The 15,213-nt window shown below is 73.2% G+C and carries 15 protein-coding genes; 3 read left to right on the forward strand and 12 right to left on the reverse strand.

Translation table 11 applies throughout. The features are described from left to right. Nucleotides 1-96 precede the first annotated feature (96 nt). The 5 genes from ACIP5M_RS34240 to infC form a co-directional block, all read right to left on the reverse strand. Nucleotides 97-1,458 (reverse strand): sensor histidine kinase, encoded by a 1,362-nt coding sequence (locus ACIP5M_RS34240; protein ID WP_401204484.1) that lies wholly within the window; start codon nt 1,456-1,458, stop codon nt 97-99. A gap of 54 nt (nt 1,459-1,512) precedes the next feature. Then, nucleotides 1,513-2,373 carry a TrmH family RNA methyltransferase gene (locus tag ACIP5M_RS34245; RefSeq protein WP_401204487.1) on the reverse strand — a complete coding sequence of 287 codons (861 nt, stop codon included), beginning with the start codon at nt 2,371-2,373 and terminating at the stop codon, nt 1,513-1,515. Nucleotides 2,374-2,528: 155 nt separating this feature from the next. After that, nucleotides 2,529-2,915 carry a 50S ribosomal protein L20 gene (rplT, locus tag ACIP5M_RS34250; protein WP_030157251.1) on the reverse strand — a complete coding sequence of 129 codons (387 nt, stop codon included), beginning with the start codon at nt 2,913-2,915 and terminating at the stop codon, nt 2,529-2,531. A 105-nt stretch (nt 2,916-3,020) separates the two neighbouring features. Beyond that, on the reverse strand, nt 3,021-3,215 hold the full coding sequence (gene rpmI / locus ACIP5M_RS34255) for a 50S ribosomal protein L35 (protein ID WP_327282603.1): 195 nt from the start codon (nt 3,213-3,215) through the stop codon (nt 3,021-3,023). A gap of 103 nt (nt 3,216-3,318) precedes the next feature. Next, entirely contained in the window at nt 3,319-4,032 is a 714-nt protein-coding gene (gene infC / locus ACIP5M_RS34260; protein WP_401204491.1) for a translation initiation factor IF-3, read from the reverse strand. A gap of 381 nt (nt 4,033-4,413) precedes the next feature. Here infC and ACIP5M_RS34265 point away from each other — a divergent pair, with 381 nt between their 5' ends. Beyond that, nucleotides 4,414-4,791: a DUF1844 domain-containing protein gene (locus tag ACIP5M_RS34265; protein ID WP_215019361.1), complete on the forward strand. Its 378-nt coding sequence runs from the start codon at nt 4,414-4,416 to the stop codon at nt 4,789-4,791. Between the two features lie 78 nt (nt 4,792-4,869). Here ACIP5M_RS34265 and ACIP5M_RS34270 read toward each other — a convergent pair whose 3' ends face one another. Genes ACIP5M_RS34270 through ACIP5M_RS34280 form a run of 3 tightly spaced genes read right to left on the reverse strand, consistent with a single transcriptional unit; the run spans nt 4,870 to nt 7,580 of the window. Next, a complete protein-coding gene (locus ACIP5M_RS34270; RefSeq protein ID WP_401204495.1) occupies nt 4,870-5,610 on the reverse strand; it encodes an SseB family protein in 741 nt (246 codons plus the stop codon). Nucleotides 5,611-5,631: 21 nt separating this feature from the next. After that, nucleotides 5,632-6,879 carry a type VII secretion-associated serine protease mycosin gene (gene mycP / locus ACIP5M_RS34275; RefSeq protein ID WP_401204498.1) on the reverse strand — a complete coding sequence of 416 codons (1,248 nt, stop codon included), beginning with the start codon at nt 6,877-6,879 and terminating at the stop codon, nt 5,632-5,634. Then, nucleotides 6,876-7,580 carry a hypothetical protein gene (locus ACIP5M_RS34280; RefSeq protein ID WP_401204501.1) on the reverse strand — a complete coding sequence of 235 codons (705 nt, stop codon included), beginning with the start codon at nt 7,578-7,580 and terminating at the stop codon, nt 6,876-6,878. The genes mycP and ACIP5M_RS34280 overlap by 4 nt, the downstream gene beginning before the upstream one ends. 467 nt (nt 7,581-8,047) lie before the next feature. On the opposite strand from ACIP5M_RS34280, the gene ACIP5M_RS34285 reads away from it, so the two are divergent. Beyond that, nucleotides 8,048-9,250: an amino acid deaminase/aldolase gene (locus ACIP5M_RS34285; RefSeq protein WP_401204504.1), complete on the forward strand. Its 1,203-nt coding sequence runs from the start codon at nt 8,048-8,050 to the stop codon at nt 9,248-9,250. Between the two features lie 12 nt (nt 9,251-9,262). On the opposite strand, the gene ACIP5M_RS34290 is transcribed toward ACIP5M_RS34285, so the two are convergent. The 4 genes from ACIP5M_RS34290 to ACIP5M_RS34305 all read right to left on the reverse strand — a co-directional run bounded on the left by ACIP5M_RS34290 (nt 9,263) and on the right by ACIP5M_RS34305 (nt 14,380). Next, nucleotides 9,263-10,507: a haloacid dehalogenase-like hydrolase gene (locus ACIP5M_RS34290; RefSeq protein ID WP_401204623.1), complete on the reverse strand. Its 1,245-nt coding sequence runs from the start codon at nt 10,505-10,507 to the stop codon at nt 9,263-9,265. 181 nt (nt 10,508-10,688) lie between these two features. Further along, nucleotides 10,689-11,501 (reverse strand): 3-oxoacyl-ACP reductase, encoded by an 813-nt coding sequence (locus ACIP5M_RS34295; RefSeq protein ID WP_401204507.1) that lies wholly within the window; start codon nt 11,499-11,501, stop codon nt 10,689-10,691. A gap of 5 nt (nt 11,502-11,506) precedes the next feature. Next, on the reverse strand, nt 11,507-12,889 hold the full coding sequence (locus ACIP5M_RS34300) for an aldehyde dehydrogenase family protein (RefSeq protein ID WP_401204510.1): 1,383 nt from the start codon (nt 12,887-12,889) through the stop codon (nt 11,507-11,509). Nucleotides 12,890-13,015: 126 nt separating this feature from the next. Continuing rightward, nucleotides 13,016-14,380 (reverse strand): glutamine synthetase family protein, encoded by a 1,365-nt coding sequence (locus ACIP5M_RS34305; RefSeq protein WP_401204513.1) that lies wholly within the window; start codon nt 14,378-14,380, stop codon nt 13,016-13,018. Nucleotides 14,381-14,457: 77 nt separating this feature from the next. On the opposite strand from ACIP5M_RS34305, the gene ACIP5M_RS34310 reads away from it, so the two are divergent. After that, complete coding sequence (locus ACIP5M_RS34310; protein WP_401204516.1) at nt 14,458-15,204, forward strand: FadR/GntR family transcriptional regulator; 747 nt, start codon at nt 14,458-14,460, stop codon at nt 15,202-15,204. The last annotated feature ends 9 nt before the right edge of the window (nt 15,205-15,213 follow it).

Consider the following 15,213-nt stretch of genomic DNA (forward strand, 5'->3'; position numbering starts at 1 on the left):
CCGGCGACACAGAGACACAAAGGTGCCAAAGGACGAGTCTAAAGGTCGTCGGGGGTGAAGGAGCCCGTGGGCCGCCTGGCGAGACGCTCCGCAGTGCTACTGCGTGAGGTAGGCCGGGGCGCTCACGGGCAGGATAAATCGGAACTCGGCGCCGCCGCCGGGGCCGCGGCCGACCGTGATGGTGCCGCCGTGGGCCTCCACGATGCCCTTGACGATGTACAGGCCCAGGCCGGTGCCGCCGCGCTTGCTCCCCCGCCAGAAGCGGGTGAAGACGCGGCCCATCGACTCCTCGGGGATCCCGGGGCCTTCGTCGGTCACGGTGACGGCGGTTCCCTTCTCATGCGGCGATACGTCGATGGTGACCGTTCCCTCTCCGTGGCGCACCGCATTTTCGAGGAGGTTGCCGAGAATCTGGTCGATCTTGTCCGGATCGGCCCACAGGTCGGGCAGCGGGCGGCTCACTCGTACGAGGAACCGCTCGGGGGCCTGTCCGTTCGCGGTGAGCGCCTGGACGTGGCGGCCGACGGCGGTGGCGATGTCCACGGGCTGGCGGCGCACCTCGAGGCGGCCGGAGTCGATGCGGGAGATGTCGAGGAGCTCGGCGATCAGGCGGGTGACGCGGTTGGCGTCGGCGTCGACGGTCTCCAGCATCAGCCGCTTCTGGTCGTCGGTGAACCGCTCCCACTTGGCCAGGAGGGTCGCGGTGAACCCCTTGACGGAGGTGAGCGGGGAGCGCAGCTCGTGCGCGACGGTGGCGATCAGCTCGGCGTGGCTGCGCTCGGTGCGCCGGCGCGCCTCGGTGCCGCGCAGGGTGACGACGAGGCGGCGCAGCGGGCCGGTGGGGTGGGTGCGCACGTAGCTGGCGGAGACGAGCACCTCCCGGCCGCCGGGGAGCAGCAGGTTCCGCTCGGGCTGCCCGCGGCGGGTGGCGAGGCCGCCGTACGGGTCGGTCAGCGTCCACCAGCGGCGGCCGTCGAGGTCTTCGAGCGGCAGCGCGCGGTCGATGCGGGTGCCGAGGGCCTGGCCGGCGGCGAGTGCGGTGATCCGTGCGGCAGCGGCGTTGAAACAGATCACCGTCCCCGTGTGGTCGGCGACGACGAGGCCGTCGGGGAGATCGTCGGGGTCCAGCCCGAAGCCGAAGCCCTCGCCGGAGTCACTGTGGCCGGAGCCGTGGCCTGGTGCCGGCGCAGCCGGTGCCAGGTCGCCGCCCGGGGCGGGCTGCGCCGTCTGCGGCGGTACGCCGCCCAGCCGCCCGGCGGCTGCCTCGGCTCCGGGGCGGGCGGCCCGGGCTGCGGCGGCCTCGGTTCCGGGGGCGGCCTGGGCTCCGGGGGCGGCCTGGGCTCCGGGGGCGGCCTGGGCTCCGGGGGCGGCCTGGCCTGCGGGGGCGCCCCGGAACCGCTCCTCGGCCGCGTCCGCGGCCCCCGCGGACCCCGGCGAGCTGTTCGTACCGACGGTCATTCCCCGTACCCCACATCTCCGGGTAGCGCAGTGGGCCCCCGGGCCGCCACATTACTAGCTGGGGGTCACGGAGCGGCACCCTCCGGGCGCCCGCTGTGCACGCGCGGACGCGTAGAGGCACACCGCGGCGGCCGTCGCGAGGTTCAGGCTCTCCGCCTTTCCGTGGATCGGGACGCGTACGACGGCGTCCGCCAGCGCCCGCGTCTCCTCCGGCAGGCCCCAGGCCTCGTTGCCGAAGACCCAGGCCGAGGGGCCGCCCATGGTGCCCGCGTCGAGCTCGGCGTCGAGGTCGTCCTTGCCGGCCCCGTCGGCCGCGAGGATCCGTACGCCGGCCGCGCGCAGTCCCTCGACGGCCTGCTCCACCGGGACGCCGACGGCGACCGGGAGGTGGAAGAGGGAGCCCACGGAGGCCCGTACGGACTTGGGGTTGTAGAGGTCGACCGAGGCGTCGGTCAGCACGACCGCGTCCGCGCCGGCGGCGTCTGCGCACCGCAGCACCGTACCGGCGTTGCCGGGGTCGCGGACGTGCGCGAGGACGGCGACGAGCCTGGGTCCGGCCGCCAGGATGTCCTCGAAGGGAGAGTCCAGGAAGTGGCAGACGCCGACGAGCCCCTGCGGGGTGACGGTCTGCGAGACCTCCGCCAGCACCTCGTCGGAGGCGTAGTGCACGCGGGCGCCCGCGTCCAGCGCGGCGTCGACGATCTCGGAGTAGCGCTCGGCGGCCTCGACCGTGGCGAACAGCTCGATCAGCGTCGACACGCCGCCGGCCCCGCGGTGCTCGACGGCCTCGCGGACCGCCTGCGGGCCCTCGGCGATGAACCGGCGCTCCTTGGTGCGGAAGTTGCGCCGCGCCAGTCGCCTGGCGGCGGCCACCCGCGGGGATCGGGGGGAGATCAGCTCGGCGGGGGTGCCCATGGTGTCTGCGGTTCTCTCTCGGGTCCGGTGCGGTGCGATGCGGTGCGGTGCGGTGTGTGGTCGAGCGGGTGACCCGCTGAGGGAAAGCACACGGACCCGCAGGCGAATGCCTGCGGGTCCGTGGGGGCCGGCCGTGCGGAACGGCCGGCTAGCCCTTAGGCAGCGACCTTGGGGGCGTTGACGTCGGCCGGGAGGGCCTTCTGCGCGACCTCGACGAGGGCGGCGAAAGCGTTGGCGTCGTTGACGGCCAGCTCCGCGAGGATCTTGCGGTCCACCTCGATGTTGGCGGCCTTCAGACCCTGGATGAGGCGGTTGTACGTCATGCCGTTCTGGCGGGCAGCGGCGTTGATGCGCTGGATCCACAGCTGACGGAAGTCGCCCTTGCGCTTCTTGCGGTCGTTGAAGTTGTAGACCAGCGAGTGGGTGACCTGCTCCTTGGCCTTGCGGTACAGGCGCGAACGCTGACCGCGGTAGCCGGAGGCCGCCTCGAGGATCGCCCGGCGCTTCTTGTGGGCGTTTACTGCCCGCTTGACGCGTGCCACTTTTTAACTCCTTGTAGCGGGGCCGTGGTTGTCTTCACACGGCCCGAAATTCGATGGGGTCCCGGTCTTGACGCTCATCCGCTCCCGGCGCGGGAGCGGAGAACGTCACTTGCCGAGAAGCTTCTTGATCTTCGCGGCGTCGCCGGGGGCCATCTCCGCGTTGCCGGTGAGGCGGCGGGTCAGCCGGGACGACTTGTGCTCGAGCAGGTGGCGCTTGCCGGCGCGCTCGCGGAGCACCTTGCCGGAGCCGGTGATCTTGAAGCGCTTCTTGGTCCCGCTGTGCGTCTTGTTCTTCGGCATAGCGCCGTTATCTCCTCGTCGGTGGCGCTCCCACCGGTCCGGTTGGGGACCGGCGACGGGAGCGTCATGTTGTGTCGGTGATTCGAGACAGGCTGCCTCGGAATCAGGCCTCGGCGTTCGCCTCGTCGGCGGCGGCCTCGGTGACGTCGGCATCCTCGGTGCCCGTCGCCCCGGCCTCGGCGGTCTCCTCGGAAGGAGCCTCCTCGTCGGTGGCGGCGACACCCTGGCGCTCCGCCTTGCGGGCGGCCTGCGCCTCGCGGGCTTCGGCCATCGCCTCGGTCTTCTTCTTGTGCGGACCGAGGACCATGATCATGTTTCGGCCGTCCTGCTTCGGGTTCGACTCGATGAACCCGAGGTCCTCGACGTCCGAAGCGAGACGCTGCAGCAGTCGGTAGCCGAGTTCCGGCCGGGACTGCTCGCGACCACGGAACATGATCGTGATCTTGACCTTGTCGCCCTGCTTGAGGAACCGAACGACGTGACCCTTCTTGGTGTCATAGTCGTGCGGGTCGATCTTCGGCCGGAGCTTCATTTCCTTGATGACCGTGTGCGCCTGGTTCTTGCGCGCCTCACGGGCCTTCATGGCCGACTCGTACTTGAACTTGCCGTAGTCCATGAGCTTGCAGACCGGCGGGCGTGCGGACGCCGCGACCTCGACCAGGTCGAGGTCGTACTCCTGCGCGAGCTCAAGCGCCTTGGCAAGCGGCACGATGCCGACCTGCTCGCCGCTGGGACCGACGAGTCGTACCTCGGGAACGCGAATCCGGTCGTTGATGCGGGGCTCGGTGCTGATGGATCCTCCTCGGTAGCACCACACGACTGCCTGGCAGACAGCCGCTGACGTGTATTTCCGTCAGACCGACCGCAGCGGGATACGAAAAAGCCCCGCCGGGCACAGGCAGGGGCTCCAATACAACCGGAGCACCGCCGCGTGCGAACCGCGGGGCGCAGACTCGGGCAGCTTTCCATCGTCCGTACGGAACGATGGATGCCGCCTGACCGGGTGACCCGCCGCCCCGGAGGGTGGTCGGGTGGGAGATCGGAGCCTCCACTTGTGGGCCGGGGACACAGGTCTCCGGCCGGTCGTAGCCCAATATAGCATTCCGCGCCAGAGCCGCTCACCCGGTGCCACCCGCTGCCCGGGGCCGCGGGCAGCCCTCGGTCGGGGCCGCCGCGAGCCCGGCTTATCGTGGGGAGCATGACTGACGCGACCCTCCCTGCCGACACCGCCGCCGACGAGGCCCCCGATTACGACGCCATGACCCGCGACATCGCGGACGTCCCCGCCGTCGAGGTGATCACCACGGTGGCCGTGCACCTGCTGAGCGCCGCGGCGGTCAACCTGGGCCTGGACAAGCCGGACTCCGAGTACAAGGACCTCGACGAGGCCCGCAAGCTGATCACCGCCCTGGCGGGCCTGGTCACCGCGAGCGCCACCGAGATCAGCTCCTTCCACGCCGCCCCGCTGCGGGACGGCCTGAAGTCGCTCCAGCTGGCCTTCCGCGAGGCCTCCGTGGTCCCGGACGAGCCGGGCCAGGGACCGGGCGAGAAGTTCACGGGTCCCGTCTTCGCCTGACCCCCACCGCACGCGCGAGAGGCCGCCGGGAACGCTCCCGGCGGCCTCTTCGTGTCTTGCCCGGGCCGCGAGGGCCGGTCAGCGGGAGAACAGGGCCTCGCCGGGCGGGGCCGGGGCCTCCGGCGGCAGCAGCGCCAGGTCCAGCCCGCGCACCAGCCGGGCGCGCAGGGTCTCGTCCGCCGCCAGGGCCTCGGCCACCCGCCGGGCCGCCGCCGGGGCCTGTTCGCCGGCGGCCGGCACGATCGCGAGGGTGCCGTCGGCGTCGGCGCCGCCCGGGCCCAGGTGGGCACGGAGCACGGCCGGCTCCGCGGACACCACGGCCCGTACGGCCTCCCGTACGGCGGGATCGGCGAGCGGGTCCGCGTCCGTGCGGCCCTCGGCCAGGGCGAGCAGTGCGGAGCCGGTCAGCTGGTAGGTGACGGGGCCGGCCAGGTCCAGGACCACGGTGTCGGCCTTCTCGTGCGCGGCGGCCGCCAGGGCCTGGTGCAGCGGGACCGCCACCGGCCGGGCAGCCGGGTCCCAGAGCGCCAGCGAGGCGATCGAGGTGAAGGCGGGCAGGGCCCGCCGGTCGCCCGCCCGCAGCGTCGGGACGGCCATGTCACTGCTCTTCTCGCGCTTGAGGCCGGTCAGGGGATCGGTCTCCACCTCGCCGAGCACGGCGACGACCGGGACCAGCAGGCGGGCGTCCCTGAGGGCGGCCAGCACCTGCGGCTCGTTCGCCCGGTCCTGCGACCACGCGGCCAGGGCCGCGCTCAGCCGCGGATCGGCGGAGCCGTCGTCGTCGGAGAAGCCGGGGTCGGGAATGTTCTTGTTCGCCATGTTCGCCACAGTTACCCGACCCTACTGTGCCGGGGGCGACGGTGCCGCGAGGGGTGGGCGGCCCGGTCGCCGGCCGCGGGCCCGGGTGCCCCGGCGGGGCCGCCGGGCCAGTACGGCGGCCAGCACGAGCAGCGCCGCCCCCGCGACCGCGGCCTCCGGGGCGCCCAGCCGGGCGTCGCGCTCGGGCGGGCGCACCGGGTCGGGGCCCGGCCCGAAGTAGGGCCGCCCGGCTGCGGCGGGTACGGGCACGGCCGCCTCCGGCTGCACGGCACCGGCGGCCTGGAGGGCGGCGACCGGGTCGACCAGCCCGTGGCCCCGGCCGTCGTCGCGGCCCCCGGCGGGGGTTCCCGAGGCCGTGTCCTCCAGCAGCTTCTTGATCTGGGCCGGGGACAGGTCCGGGTGGGCGGCCTTGACGAGGGCCACGGCGCCGGAGACGAAGGCCGCGGCGGCGCTGGTGCCCCAGCCTTCGTAGTAGGAGCGGTCCGGGTCGGCGATGACGATGTCGACGCCGGGAGCGCTGACGGTGGCGTACCAGTTGCGGGTGGAGAACCGCGCCTTCCTGCCCTTGCGGTCGACAGCGGTCACGGCGATGACGCCGGGGTAGGCCGCCGGGTAGGAGACGCGGTCGCCGCTCTCGCCGCCGTTGCCCGCGGAGGCGACGACGACCACGCCCTTGCCGAGGGCGTACTGGACGGCCTCGTCCTCTCCCGCCTCGTGGTGGGCGGAGTCGCTGTCGTCGCCGAGGGACAGGTTGATGACGTCGGCCCCGTGGTCGGCGGCCCAGCGGATGCCCTCGGCGAGGGCGCCGCCCTTGCTGTCGCGGGCCTGGGCGCGGCCCGGGTCGCCTTCCTCGAGGATCACGCGGACCGGCAGGATCCGGGCCTGCGGGGCGACTCCCAGTACGCCCTGGCCGCGGCTGGAGCCGTGGCCGTGTCCGGCGATGATGCCGGCCATGGCGGTGCCGTGGCGGGCCCAGGCGCGGTCGCCCCGGCCGGCGCCCAAGCCGACGAGGTCGGTGCCGTCGAGGACCTGTCCGGCGAGGTCGGGGTGGGCGTCGTCCACGCCGGTGTCGAGGACGGCGACGGTGACTCCGTCGCCGCGGGTGGTGCCCCAGGCCTCTTCCGCGCGCAGGGCCAGCAGGCCCCACTGGCGGTCGCGGATGGCGTCGGCGGCCGCGGGGGGTGCGGCGGCGACCGTGAGGAGGGCGCCGGCGGCCAGGGCGGCGGCGCCCCGCGCGAACGCGCGCCGCAGGCGGGGCGGGTGCGTCATCGGGTGGTCTCCGGGGCGGGCGTGACGGGCGGTGCGGCGAGGAGCGCCAGGCCGTTGCCGATGCGGTCGGCGACCGCCTTGGCCTCGTGTCCGAGGCCCGCCTGGGCCACGGCTCCGGTGGCTTCCTTCTTCATCACGTCCTCGGCGGGGCGGGGCGCGTCGAGGGGTCGGCCGTCGGCGAAGGCGGAGACCGTGTAGACGACGACGGGGGCCTCGGCGCGTACGGAGGCGGTCCAGGCGGCGCGCTGGGCGTCGGCGAACCCGTAGGCGGGCGGGGCGGTGAGCCTGCCGGTGAGGGCGGCCGTCGCGGGGGCGTCCACGGGGGTGAAGACCATGCCCACGGCGATCAGGGAGCTGCGGGTGGCGTCGGTGTAGGTGGCGCGGAGCACGCGGGTACAGCCGGTGCCGGTGGCGGCCAGCAGGTCCTGCCAGTCGGCGGCGAGCGCGGCCGGGCAGTCGGCGTCGGGGGCGAGTGCGATCCGGGTCCAGACGCGGTTCGATCCGCCGGGGCCGGTCGCCTGGCCGGCGAGGACGGGCGGGAACAGGCTGTCCACCGGGGCGGAGTGCCACAGCGAACCGGCCTTGCGGTAGGCGGCGTCGGCGGGCAACGGCCGGTGCGCGGCGCGCTGTTCGACCCACGTGTCGAAGGCGGCTCCGCCGAGGAGACCGGCCCCGAGGAGCCCGCTGAGCACGGCGGCCACGACCCGTCCGGGGTGCCGCCTCGTCCCGACGGGCGGGGGCGGGGGCGGGGTCCCTGGCTCACCCGGGACCGCGGTCCGCGGTGTCGTCGTGGTCATCCGGCGGCTCCGCCCCCCGTTCCGTACGGCTGCCTGTCCGTACTCTACGGGGTCCCTGCGGGGGGCTCGCCTCCATCCAGCGCCCGGCGGCCGCCCCGGCGCTCCGCCCCGGAACCCCGCGCCTCAAACGCCGGCGAGGCTGAGAGGGCCCTCCCCTCTCTGGGCCGCACCCATCCGGCCACGCCGGGCAAATCCAGCCCCTCCGGCGTTTGAGGAGCGGGGTACGGGGCGGAGCCCCGGATCTTTGAGCCCCGCCGGCGTTTGAGGCGCGGGGCTGCCGGGGCCGGGCCCCGGGTTTGGCCGCGGGCTGCCGGGGCGGCGCTCGGACCGGACCCCTACCCATCGGTAGACCGGCATGGCAAGCTCCCGCCATGAACTCCCCCGCCGCCGACCGCGCCCGCTACGACCGGGCGACCGCGCACCTGGACGCGCCGCTGGCCATCGTGGACCTCGACGCGTTCGACGCGAACGCCGACGACCTCGTGCGCCGCGCCGGCGGCAAGCCGATCCGGGTGGCCAGCAAGTCCGTACGGTGCCGCGCGCTCCTCGAACGGGTCCTGGCCCGGCCCGGGTTCGCCGGGATCATGTCGTACACCCTCGCCGAGTCGCTGTGGCTGGCCCGCTCCGGGTTCGACGACGTGCTGCTGGCCTACCCGTCCGCCGACCGTGCCGGCTTCGCCGAACTCGCCGGCGATCCCAAGCTGGCCGCCGCCGTCACCGTCATGGTGGACGACCCGGCCCAGCTGGAACTCATCGACCGCTCCCGGGAAGGTGGCACCCAGGAGATCCGCGTCTGCCTGGAACTGGACACCGCCCTGCACCTGTTCGGCGGGCGGGTACGCGTCGGGGCGCTGCGCTCGCCGCTGCGGGAGCCCGGCCAGCTGGCCGCGCTGGCCCGGACGGTGGCGTCCCGGCCGGGATTCCGGGTGGTGGGGCTGATGGGGTACGAGGGCCACGTCGCCGGGGTCGGGGACGCGCCGGCCGGGCGGCCGGTGCGGGCGCGGATGATCCGGCTCATGCAGGGCGCGGCCCGCAAGGAGCTGGCGGTGCGCCGCGCCGAAGTGGTGCGGGCGGTGCGGGCGGTGGTGCCGGACCTGGAGTTCGTCAACGGCGGCGGCACCGGGAGCGTGGGGGAGACGGCCGCCGAGGACGCGGTCACGGAGATCGCCGCCGGGTCCGGGCTCTATGTACCCCGGCTGTTCGACAACTACACCTCGTTTCGCGGGCGTCCGGCCGCGCTCTTCGCCCAGCCCGTGGTCCGGCGGCCCGGCGTGGGCGTGGTCACGGTGCTCGGTGGCGGCTACCCGGCCTCGGGCGCCCCGGGCGCCGACCGGCTTCCGGTGCCGTACCTGCCGCAGGGTCTGCGCTACGACCCCCAGGAGGGCGCCGGCGAGGTGCAGACCCCGCTGCTGGGCAGCCCGGCCGACGATCTGCTGATCGGCGACCGCGTCTGGTTCCGCCACGCCAAGGCGGGTGAACTGTGCGAGCGTTTCGACACGTTGCACCTCGTCGAGGGGGACCGGGTCACAGCCTCCGCCCCGACGTACCGGGGCGAGGGCCGCACCTTCCTCTAGGAGGTCCGGGGGCTAGAAGACCGTGTCCGTCTGGTCCGGGATGACGCTCGTGTCGCCCCGGCGGACGGGACCGGTCGTGCCGTCGTGGTCGACGTAGCCCGTCGTGGAGCACGGGTAGGGGGCGCTCTTCTGCTTCTTCGGCTCGATGAACATCGGGTTCACGAGCCACTTGCCGTCGCTGTTGTCGTAGGCGCGGCACATCAGCTCGTTCTTGTTGCGGTTGACCACCAGCCGCAGGGCGGTGGCGTCGCGCAGGAACGAGATGTCGGTGTCGGAGTCGCCGGCGGCGAACACCTGGCGGCGGCCGGCCGGCTGGACCTTTTCGGCGGCCGCGCCGCGCACGCCGAAGACCTCCTTGTTGATCCAGCAGCGCTTGCCGTCGATGTACGTGATCATCGTGTCGGCGCCGTCCGCGACGGATCCGCAGCCCTGGAGGTGAGGGGTGAACGTCCCGCCCCGGGTCGTGGTGTTGCGGATGCCGATCACGTGGTCGGCCGGGATGCCCACGTCCTGCGCCCAGACCTCGACGACCGGCTGCGGGGAGGCCGAGCTGATCCACACGTCGAAGCCGGCCTTCCGCAGGGCGCCGATGAGGTCCTTCTGCTGGTCGTAGTAGCGCACCCAGCCGGTGGCGGTGCCGGTGCCCACCTGCTGCCGGGCGCCGATGGGCGCGGCCAGGTTCTCGGTGCGGGCGGCGGCGGCGAAGCCGCGTATCTCGCGGGCGGTCCAGCCCTGCATCAGCTGGGGCAGCCAGGCGTACGCGGGCTCGGTCGTCCGGCGGTCCCAGCCGGCCCAGGCCGCGGCGCCGGCCCGGGTGGCGCCGGTGCCGTAGACGGCGGCCAGTTCGTCGGCGCAGGCAGCGCCCTCGGGGGTGCCGGTGGGCAGCGGGGCGCCCGGGCGGGCGAGGGTGCCGCAGGCGTCGGTCAGGGCCCGGGCGGCGGCCGGGGTGAGGTGGCGGCTGGTGGTGGACCAGTCGCCACCCTGCGGCATGCGGATCCTGCCGTTGCGCAGCAGCCAGTACATGGTGGCGTCGCCGACGTCGTTCTTGACAACGGTGTTGTCCCAGTCGAAGACGGCGACGGGCATGGTGCGGCTCGGCCGGTACGGGCCGCAGCTGCCGTACCGGTCGATGAGCTCCTGGAGCCGGGCCTGGTTGTCCCCGTACCAGCCGGCCTTGAGCTGCGGGGTCGTGCAGGGTGCGCCCGGGCGGGCCGCTTCGGCGGCGGGCGCGGTGGCGAGGAGGACGCCGGCGGTCATCGCGGCGGCGGCGAGGGCCCGGAGGCGCCGCGTGGCGGATCGTGGGGTCACTGGGGTGGACGCTCCTTGCTGATGTAGATCGTCGCGGACGGTGGAGCACGACAGCCGGGCGTCGTGCGACGCCCGGCTGTCGGGTGGGGGGAGCGTGGGTGAGCGTGGCCGTGCCCGTGGGCGCCGCCGGCTACAGCGGGGTCACGTACGCCCCGGAGATGCCGCCGTCGACGAGGAAGTCGGTGGCGTTGATGAAGGAGGAGTCGTCGCTGGCGAGGAAGGCGACGGCGGCGGCGATCTCGGTGGGCTCGGCGAAGCGGCCCAGCGGGATGTGCACGAGCCGGCGGGCGGCGCGCTCCGGATCCTTGGCGAACAGCTCCTGGAGCAGCGGGGTGTTGACGGGCCCCGGGCAGAGCGCGTTGACGCGGATGCCCTCGCGGGCGAACTGGACGCCGAGTTCGCGGGACATGGCGAGGACGCCGCCCTTGGAGGCGGTGTAGGAGATCTGGGAGGTGGCGGCGCCCATGATGGCGACGAAGGACGCGGTGTTGATGATCGAGCCGCGGCCCTGGCGCTGCATGTAGGGCAGCGCGGCCTTGCAGCAGAGGTAGACGGAGGTGAGGTTGACGTCCTGCACCCGCTTCCAGGCCTCCAGGCCGGTGGTGAGGATCGAGTCGTCGTCCGGGGGCGAGATGCCGGCGTTGTTGAAGGCGATGTCGACGGAGCCGTAGGTGTCGAAGGCGGTCCTGAAGAGGGCCTCGACCTCCTCCGGGCTGGTGACGTCGACCTTCACGAACGTGCCGCCGACCTCCTCCGCGGCGGCTTTGCCGGCCGTCTCGTCGATGTCGCCGCAGACGACGTTGGCGCCTTCGGAGGCGAGCCGGCGGGCGGTGGCGAGGCCGATGCCGCTGCCGGCTCCGGTGATGACGGCGGTACGGCCGACCAGGCGGCGGCAGACGATCTCCGTGCTCTCTGCGTGCTCTGCGTGCTTCTCGTTCGACATGCGGTTCAGGCCTCCGTGCTGATGAAGACGTTCTTGGTCTCGGTGAAAGCGGTGAGGGCGTCGGGTCCGAGCTCGCGGCCGAGTCCGGACTGCTTGTAGCCGCCGAAGGGGGTCCAGTAGCGGACGCTGCTGTGCGAGTTGACGGAGAGGTTGCCGGCGGCGACGGCGCGCGAGACGCGCAGGGCGCGGCCGATGTCGCGGGTCCAGAGGGAGCCGGAGAGTCCGTATGCGGTGGCGTTGGCCAGGCGTACGGCGTCCTCCTCGTCCTCGAAGGGCAGGACGACGGCGACGGGACCGAAGACCTCCTCGGCCGCGACGGGCGCGGTGGGGGCGACGTCGGTGACGAGGGTCGGCGGGTACCAGAAGCCGGGGCCTTCGGGGGCCTTGCCGCGGATGGCGGTGAGGTCGGCGGTGACGTAGGACCGTACGCGGTCGAGTTGTGCCCGGGAGATAAGCGGGCCCATCTGGGTGTTCTCGTCGAGCGGGTCGCCCACGGCCACGGATTCGACGGCGGGGGCGATGAGCTCCAGGAACCGGTCGTAGGCGGAGCGCTGTACGAGGATCCGGGTGCGGGCGCAGCAGTCCTGGCCGGTGTTGTCGAGGAAGGACATGGGCGCGGCGGCCGCCGCGGCTTCGAGGTCGGCGTCGGCGAAGACGATGTTGGGGCTCTTGCCGCCGAGTTCGAGGGTGACGCGCTTCACCCGGTCGGCGCACTTGGCCATGATCTGCTTGCCGACGCGGGTGGAGCCGGTGAAGACGATCTTGGCCACGCCGGGGTGTTCGACGAGTGCGTCGCCCGCGACCGCGCCGTGGCCGGGGAGCACCTGGAAGAGGTGCTCGGGGATCCCGGCCTCGAGGGCGAGTGCGGCGAGGCGCAGTGCCGTGAGGGGGGTGGTCTCGGCGGGCTTGAGGATCACGGCGTTGCCGGCCGCGAGGGCGGGGGCCAGGCCCCAGGCGGCGATCGGCATGGGGAAGTTCCAGGGCGCGATCACGCCGATGACGCCGAGGGGTTCGAGGAAGGTGACGTCGATGCCGCCGGCGACGGGGATCTGGCGGCCGGAGAGCCGTTCCACTCCCCCGGCGGCGAATTCGAGCAGGTCGCGTACGTTGCCGGCTTCCCAGCGGGCGTTGCCGATGGTGTGGCCCGCCTCGCTGACCTCCAGCCGGGCGAGTTCCTCGATGTGGCCGTCGACGACCGCGGCGAAGCGGCGCAGCAGCCGGGCCCGGTCGGCGGGTGCGGCGGCGGCCCAGCCGCGCTGGGCGGCGGCGGCCCGGGCGACGGCGGCGTCGACATCGTCCCGTGTGGCGGCCGGGACGATGGCGACGGTTTCCTCGGTGGCCGGATTCAGCACCTCTAGATGAGGGGGCGGGGCCAGCACATCGGACACGTGGTGCCTCACAGACTTTCGGTCGGTTCGGGAGGTACGGCAGGTTCGGGAGGTACGGGCGGCCGGATGGGCCGGGTCGGCTCGGTCTGCCGGGTCGGCTCGGTCTGCCGGGTCGGCTCGGTCGGGTTACAGGCGTTCGAAGGAGCGGCGCAGCTCCCAGTCCGTCACCGCGGAGTCGTACGCGTCCAGCTCGACGCGGGCCATGTTGCGGTAGTGCGCGACCACCTCGGGACCGAAGGCCGCCTTGGCGATCTCGCTGTTCTCCCAGAGCTCGGCGGCCTCGCGCAGGGTGGCGGGAACGTGGGCGTAGTCGCCGGTGTAGGCGTTGCCGGTGCAGGCCTCGGGCAGTTCCAGGCGGTTCTCGATGCCGTAGAGCCCGGCCGCGACCAGGCCGGCGACGGCGAGGTAGGGGTTGACGTCGCCGCCGGGAAGGCGGTTCTCGAAGCGCATGGAGCGGCCGTGGCCGACCACGCGCAGCGCGCAGGTGCGGTTGTCCAGGCCCCAGGCGACGGCGGTCGGCGCGAAGGATCCGGGACGGAAACGCTTGTACGAGTTGATGTTGGGGGCGTAGAGAAGGGAGAAGTCGCGCAGCGCGGCCAGCTGGCCGGCCAGGAAGTGCCGCATCACCGGTGACATTCCGCCTGGCCCGTCCCCGGCCATCGCGTTGCGTCCGTCGGCATCGTTGAGCGAGAGGTGGATGTGGCAGGAGTTACCCTCGCGCTCGTCGTACTTGGCCATGAAGGTGAGCGAGACACCCTCCTGGGCGGCGATCTCCTTAGCGCCGGTCTTGTAGACCGCGTGCTGGTCGCAGGTGGTCAGCGCCTCGTCGTAGCGGAAGGCGATCTCGTGCTGGCCGAGGTTGCACTCGCCCTTCGCCGACTCGACGATCAGGCCGGCGGCCTGCATCTCGTTGCGGATGCGGCGCAGCAGGGGCTCGATGCGGCCGGTCCCGAGGACGGAGTAGTCGATGTTGTACTGGTTGGCGGGGGTCAGCCCGCGGTAGCCCGCGTTCCAGGCCTGCTCGTAGGTGTCCTTGAAGACCATGAACTCCAGCTCGGTGCCGACCATCGCGGTGTACCCGTGCTCGCCGAGGCGCTCCAGCTGGCGGCGCAGGATCTGGCGGGGCGCGGCGACGACGGGCGAGCCGTCGTTCCAGGCGAGGTCGGCGAGGAGGAAGGCGCTGCCCGGGTTCCAGGGGATGCGGCGCAGGGTGGCGGGGTCGGGGTGCATGGCGAAGTCGCCGTAGCCCCGGTCCCAGGAGGACATCTCGTACCCGTCGACGGTGTTCATGTCGGTGTCGACGGCAAGGAGGTAGTTGCAGCCCTCGGTGCCGTGTGCGAGGACCTCGTCGAGGAAGAACTGTGCGGCGAACCGCTTGCCCTGGAGGCGTCCCTGCATGTCGGGGAAGGCCAGGACGACTGTGTCGATCTCACCGCTGGCGACGAGGGAGCGGAGCTCCTCGGGCGCGAGCGGCGGCTTGCGGTCTACCACGGGAATCTCTCCTTCGGTGAGCCGAGAAGGCCTAAGGTATTGAACAGAACCATTGCTTGGGAAGGGGAGGGGCCGAGATGACCGACACGGCGAGCGAGGGCGACGCGATGGCGCGGCTGAATCCCGTGCTGCGGCAGGTGCGGGCGGGCAACGGTTTCGAGGAGGCCCTCGAACAGATCCTCCAGGTCGTCCGGCTGGGTCTGGTACCGGGCGGCGAACGACTGCCGCCCGAGCGCGAGTTGGCCGAGCGGATGGGCATCAGCCGGGTCACGCTGCGCGAAGTGCTGAAGGTGCTCCAGGACCAGGGGCTGGTGGAGGCCCGGCGCGGCCGGTACGGCGGAACGTTTGTGCTGCCCCGGCCGGACACCCCGCCGGACGGCGCCGAGCAGGAGCTGCGCCGGCGGGTCGCCGGGGTGGACATCGAGGACGTCCTGCGGTTCCGCGAGGTCCTGGAGGTGGGGGCGGCCGGGCTGTGCGCCTCCCAGGGGCTGGCCGAGGAGGACACCGAGCGGCTGCTCGGGGCGCTGGCCGCCACCCATGACGCGCCGCTCGCCGACTACCGCCGCCAGGACACCCTCTTCCACCTGACCCTGTCCGAACTGGCCGGTTCCGCCACCCTCACGGCCCAGTACGCGGCCGTCCGGGCCACCGTCAACGACCTGCTCGACTGCATCCCGCTGCTGGTGCGCAACCTGGAGCACTCCCAGCAGCAGCACACCGCCCTGGTGGAGTCCGTCCTGGAGGGGGACGCGGCCGGGGCGCGCGAGACCATGCGCGAACACTGCTGCGGCACGGCGGCGCTGCTGCGGGGGTTTCTGGCCTGAGCGCCGCGG

Origin of the sequence: Streptomyces sp. NPDC088762 (assembly GCF_044750905.1) — a bacterium.
In the GTDB taxonomy this organism is placed as follows: Bacteria; Actinomycetota; Actinomycetes; order Streptomycetales; family Streptomycetaceae; genus Streptomyces.

Excerpts from the sequence above, each read along its gene's own strand:
- ACIP5M_RS34240 (WP_401204484.1), bottom strand. The coding sequence starts at position 1,458 with ATGACCGTCGGTACGAACAGCTCGCCGGGGTCCGCGGGGGCCGCGGAC.
- ACIP5M_RS34245 (WP_401204487.1), bottom strand. The coding sequence starts at position 2,373 with ATGGGCACCCCCGCCGAGCTGATCTCCCCCCGATCCCCGCGGGTGGCC.
- rpmI (WP_327282603.1), bottom strand. The coding sequence starts at position 3,215 with ATGCCGAAGAACAAGACGCACAGCGGGACCAAGAAGCGCTTCAAGATC.
- ACIP5M_RS34265 (WP_215019361.1), top strand. The coding sequence starts at position 4,414 with ATGACTGACGCGACCCTCCCTGCCGACACCGCCGCCGACGAGGCCCCC.
- ACIP5M_RS34270 (WP_401204495.1), bottom strand. The coding sequence starts at position 5,610 with ATGGCGAACAAGAACATTCCCGACCCCGGCTTCTCCGACGACGACGGC.
- mycP (WP_401204498.1), bottom strand. The coding sequence starts at position 6,879 with ATGACGCACCCGCCCCGCCTGCGGCGCGCGTTCGCGCGGGGCGCCGCC.
- ACIP5M_RS34285 (WP_401204504.1), top strand. The coding sequence starts at position 8,048 with ATGAACTCCCCCGCCGCCGACCGCGCCCGCTACGACCGGGCGACCGCG.
- ACIP5M_RS34290 (WP_401204623.1), bottom strand. The coding sequence starts at position 10,507 with ATGACCGCCGGCGTCCTCCTCGCCACCGCGCCCGCCGCCGAAGCGGCC.
- ACIP5M_RS34295 (WP_401204507.1), bottom strand. The coding sequence starts at position 11,501 with ATGTCGAACGAGAAGCACGCAGAGCACGCAGAGAGCACGGAGATCGTC.
- ACIP5M_RS34310 (WP_401204516.1), top strand. The coding sequence starts at position 14,458 with ATGACCGACACGGCGAGCGAGGGCGACGCGATGGCGCGGCTGAATCCC.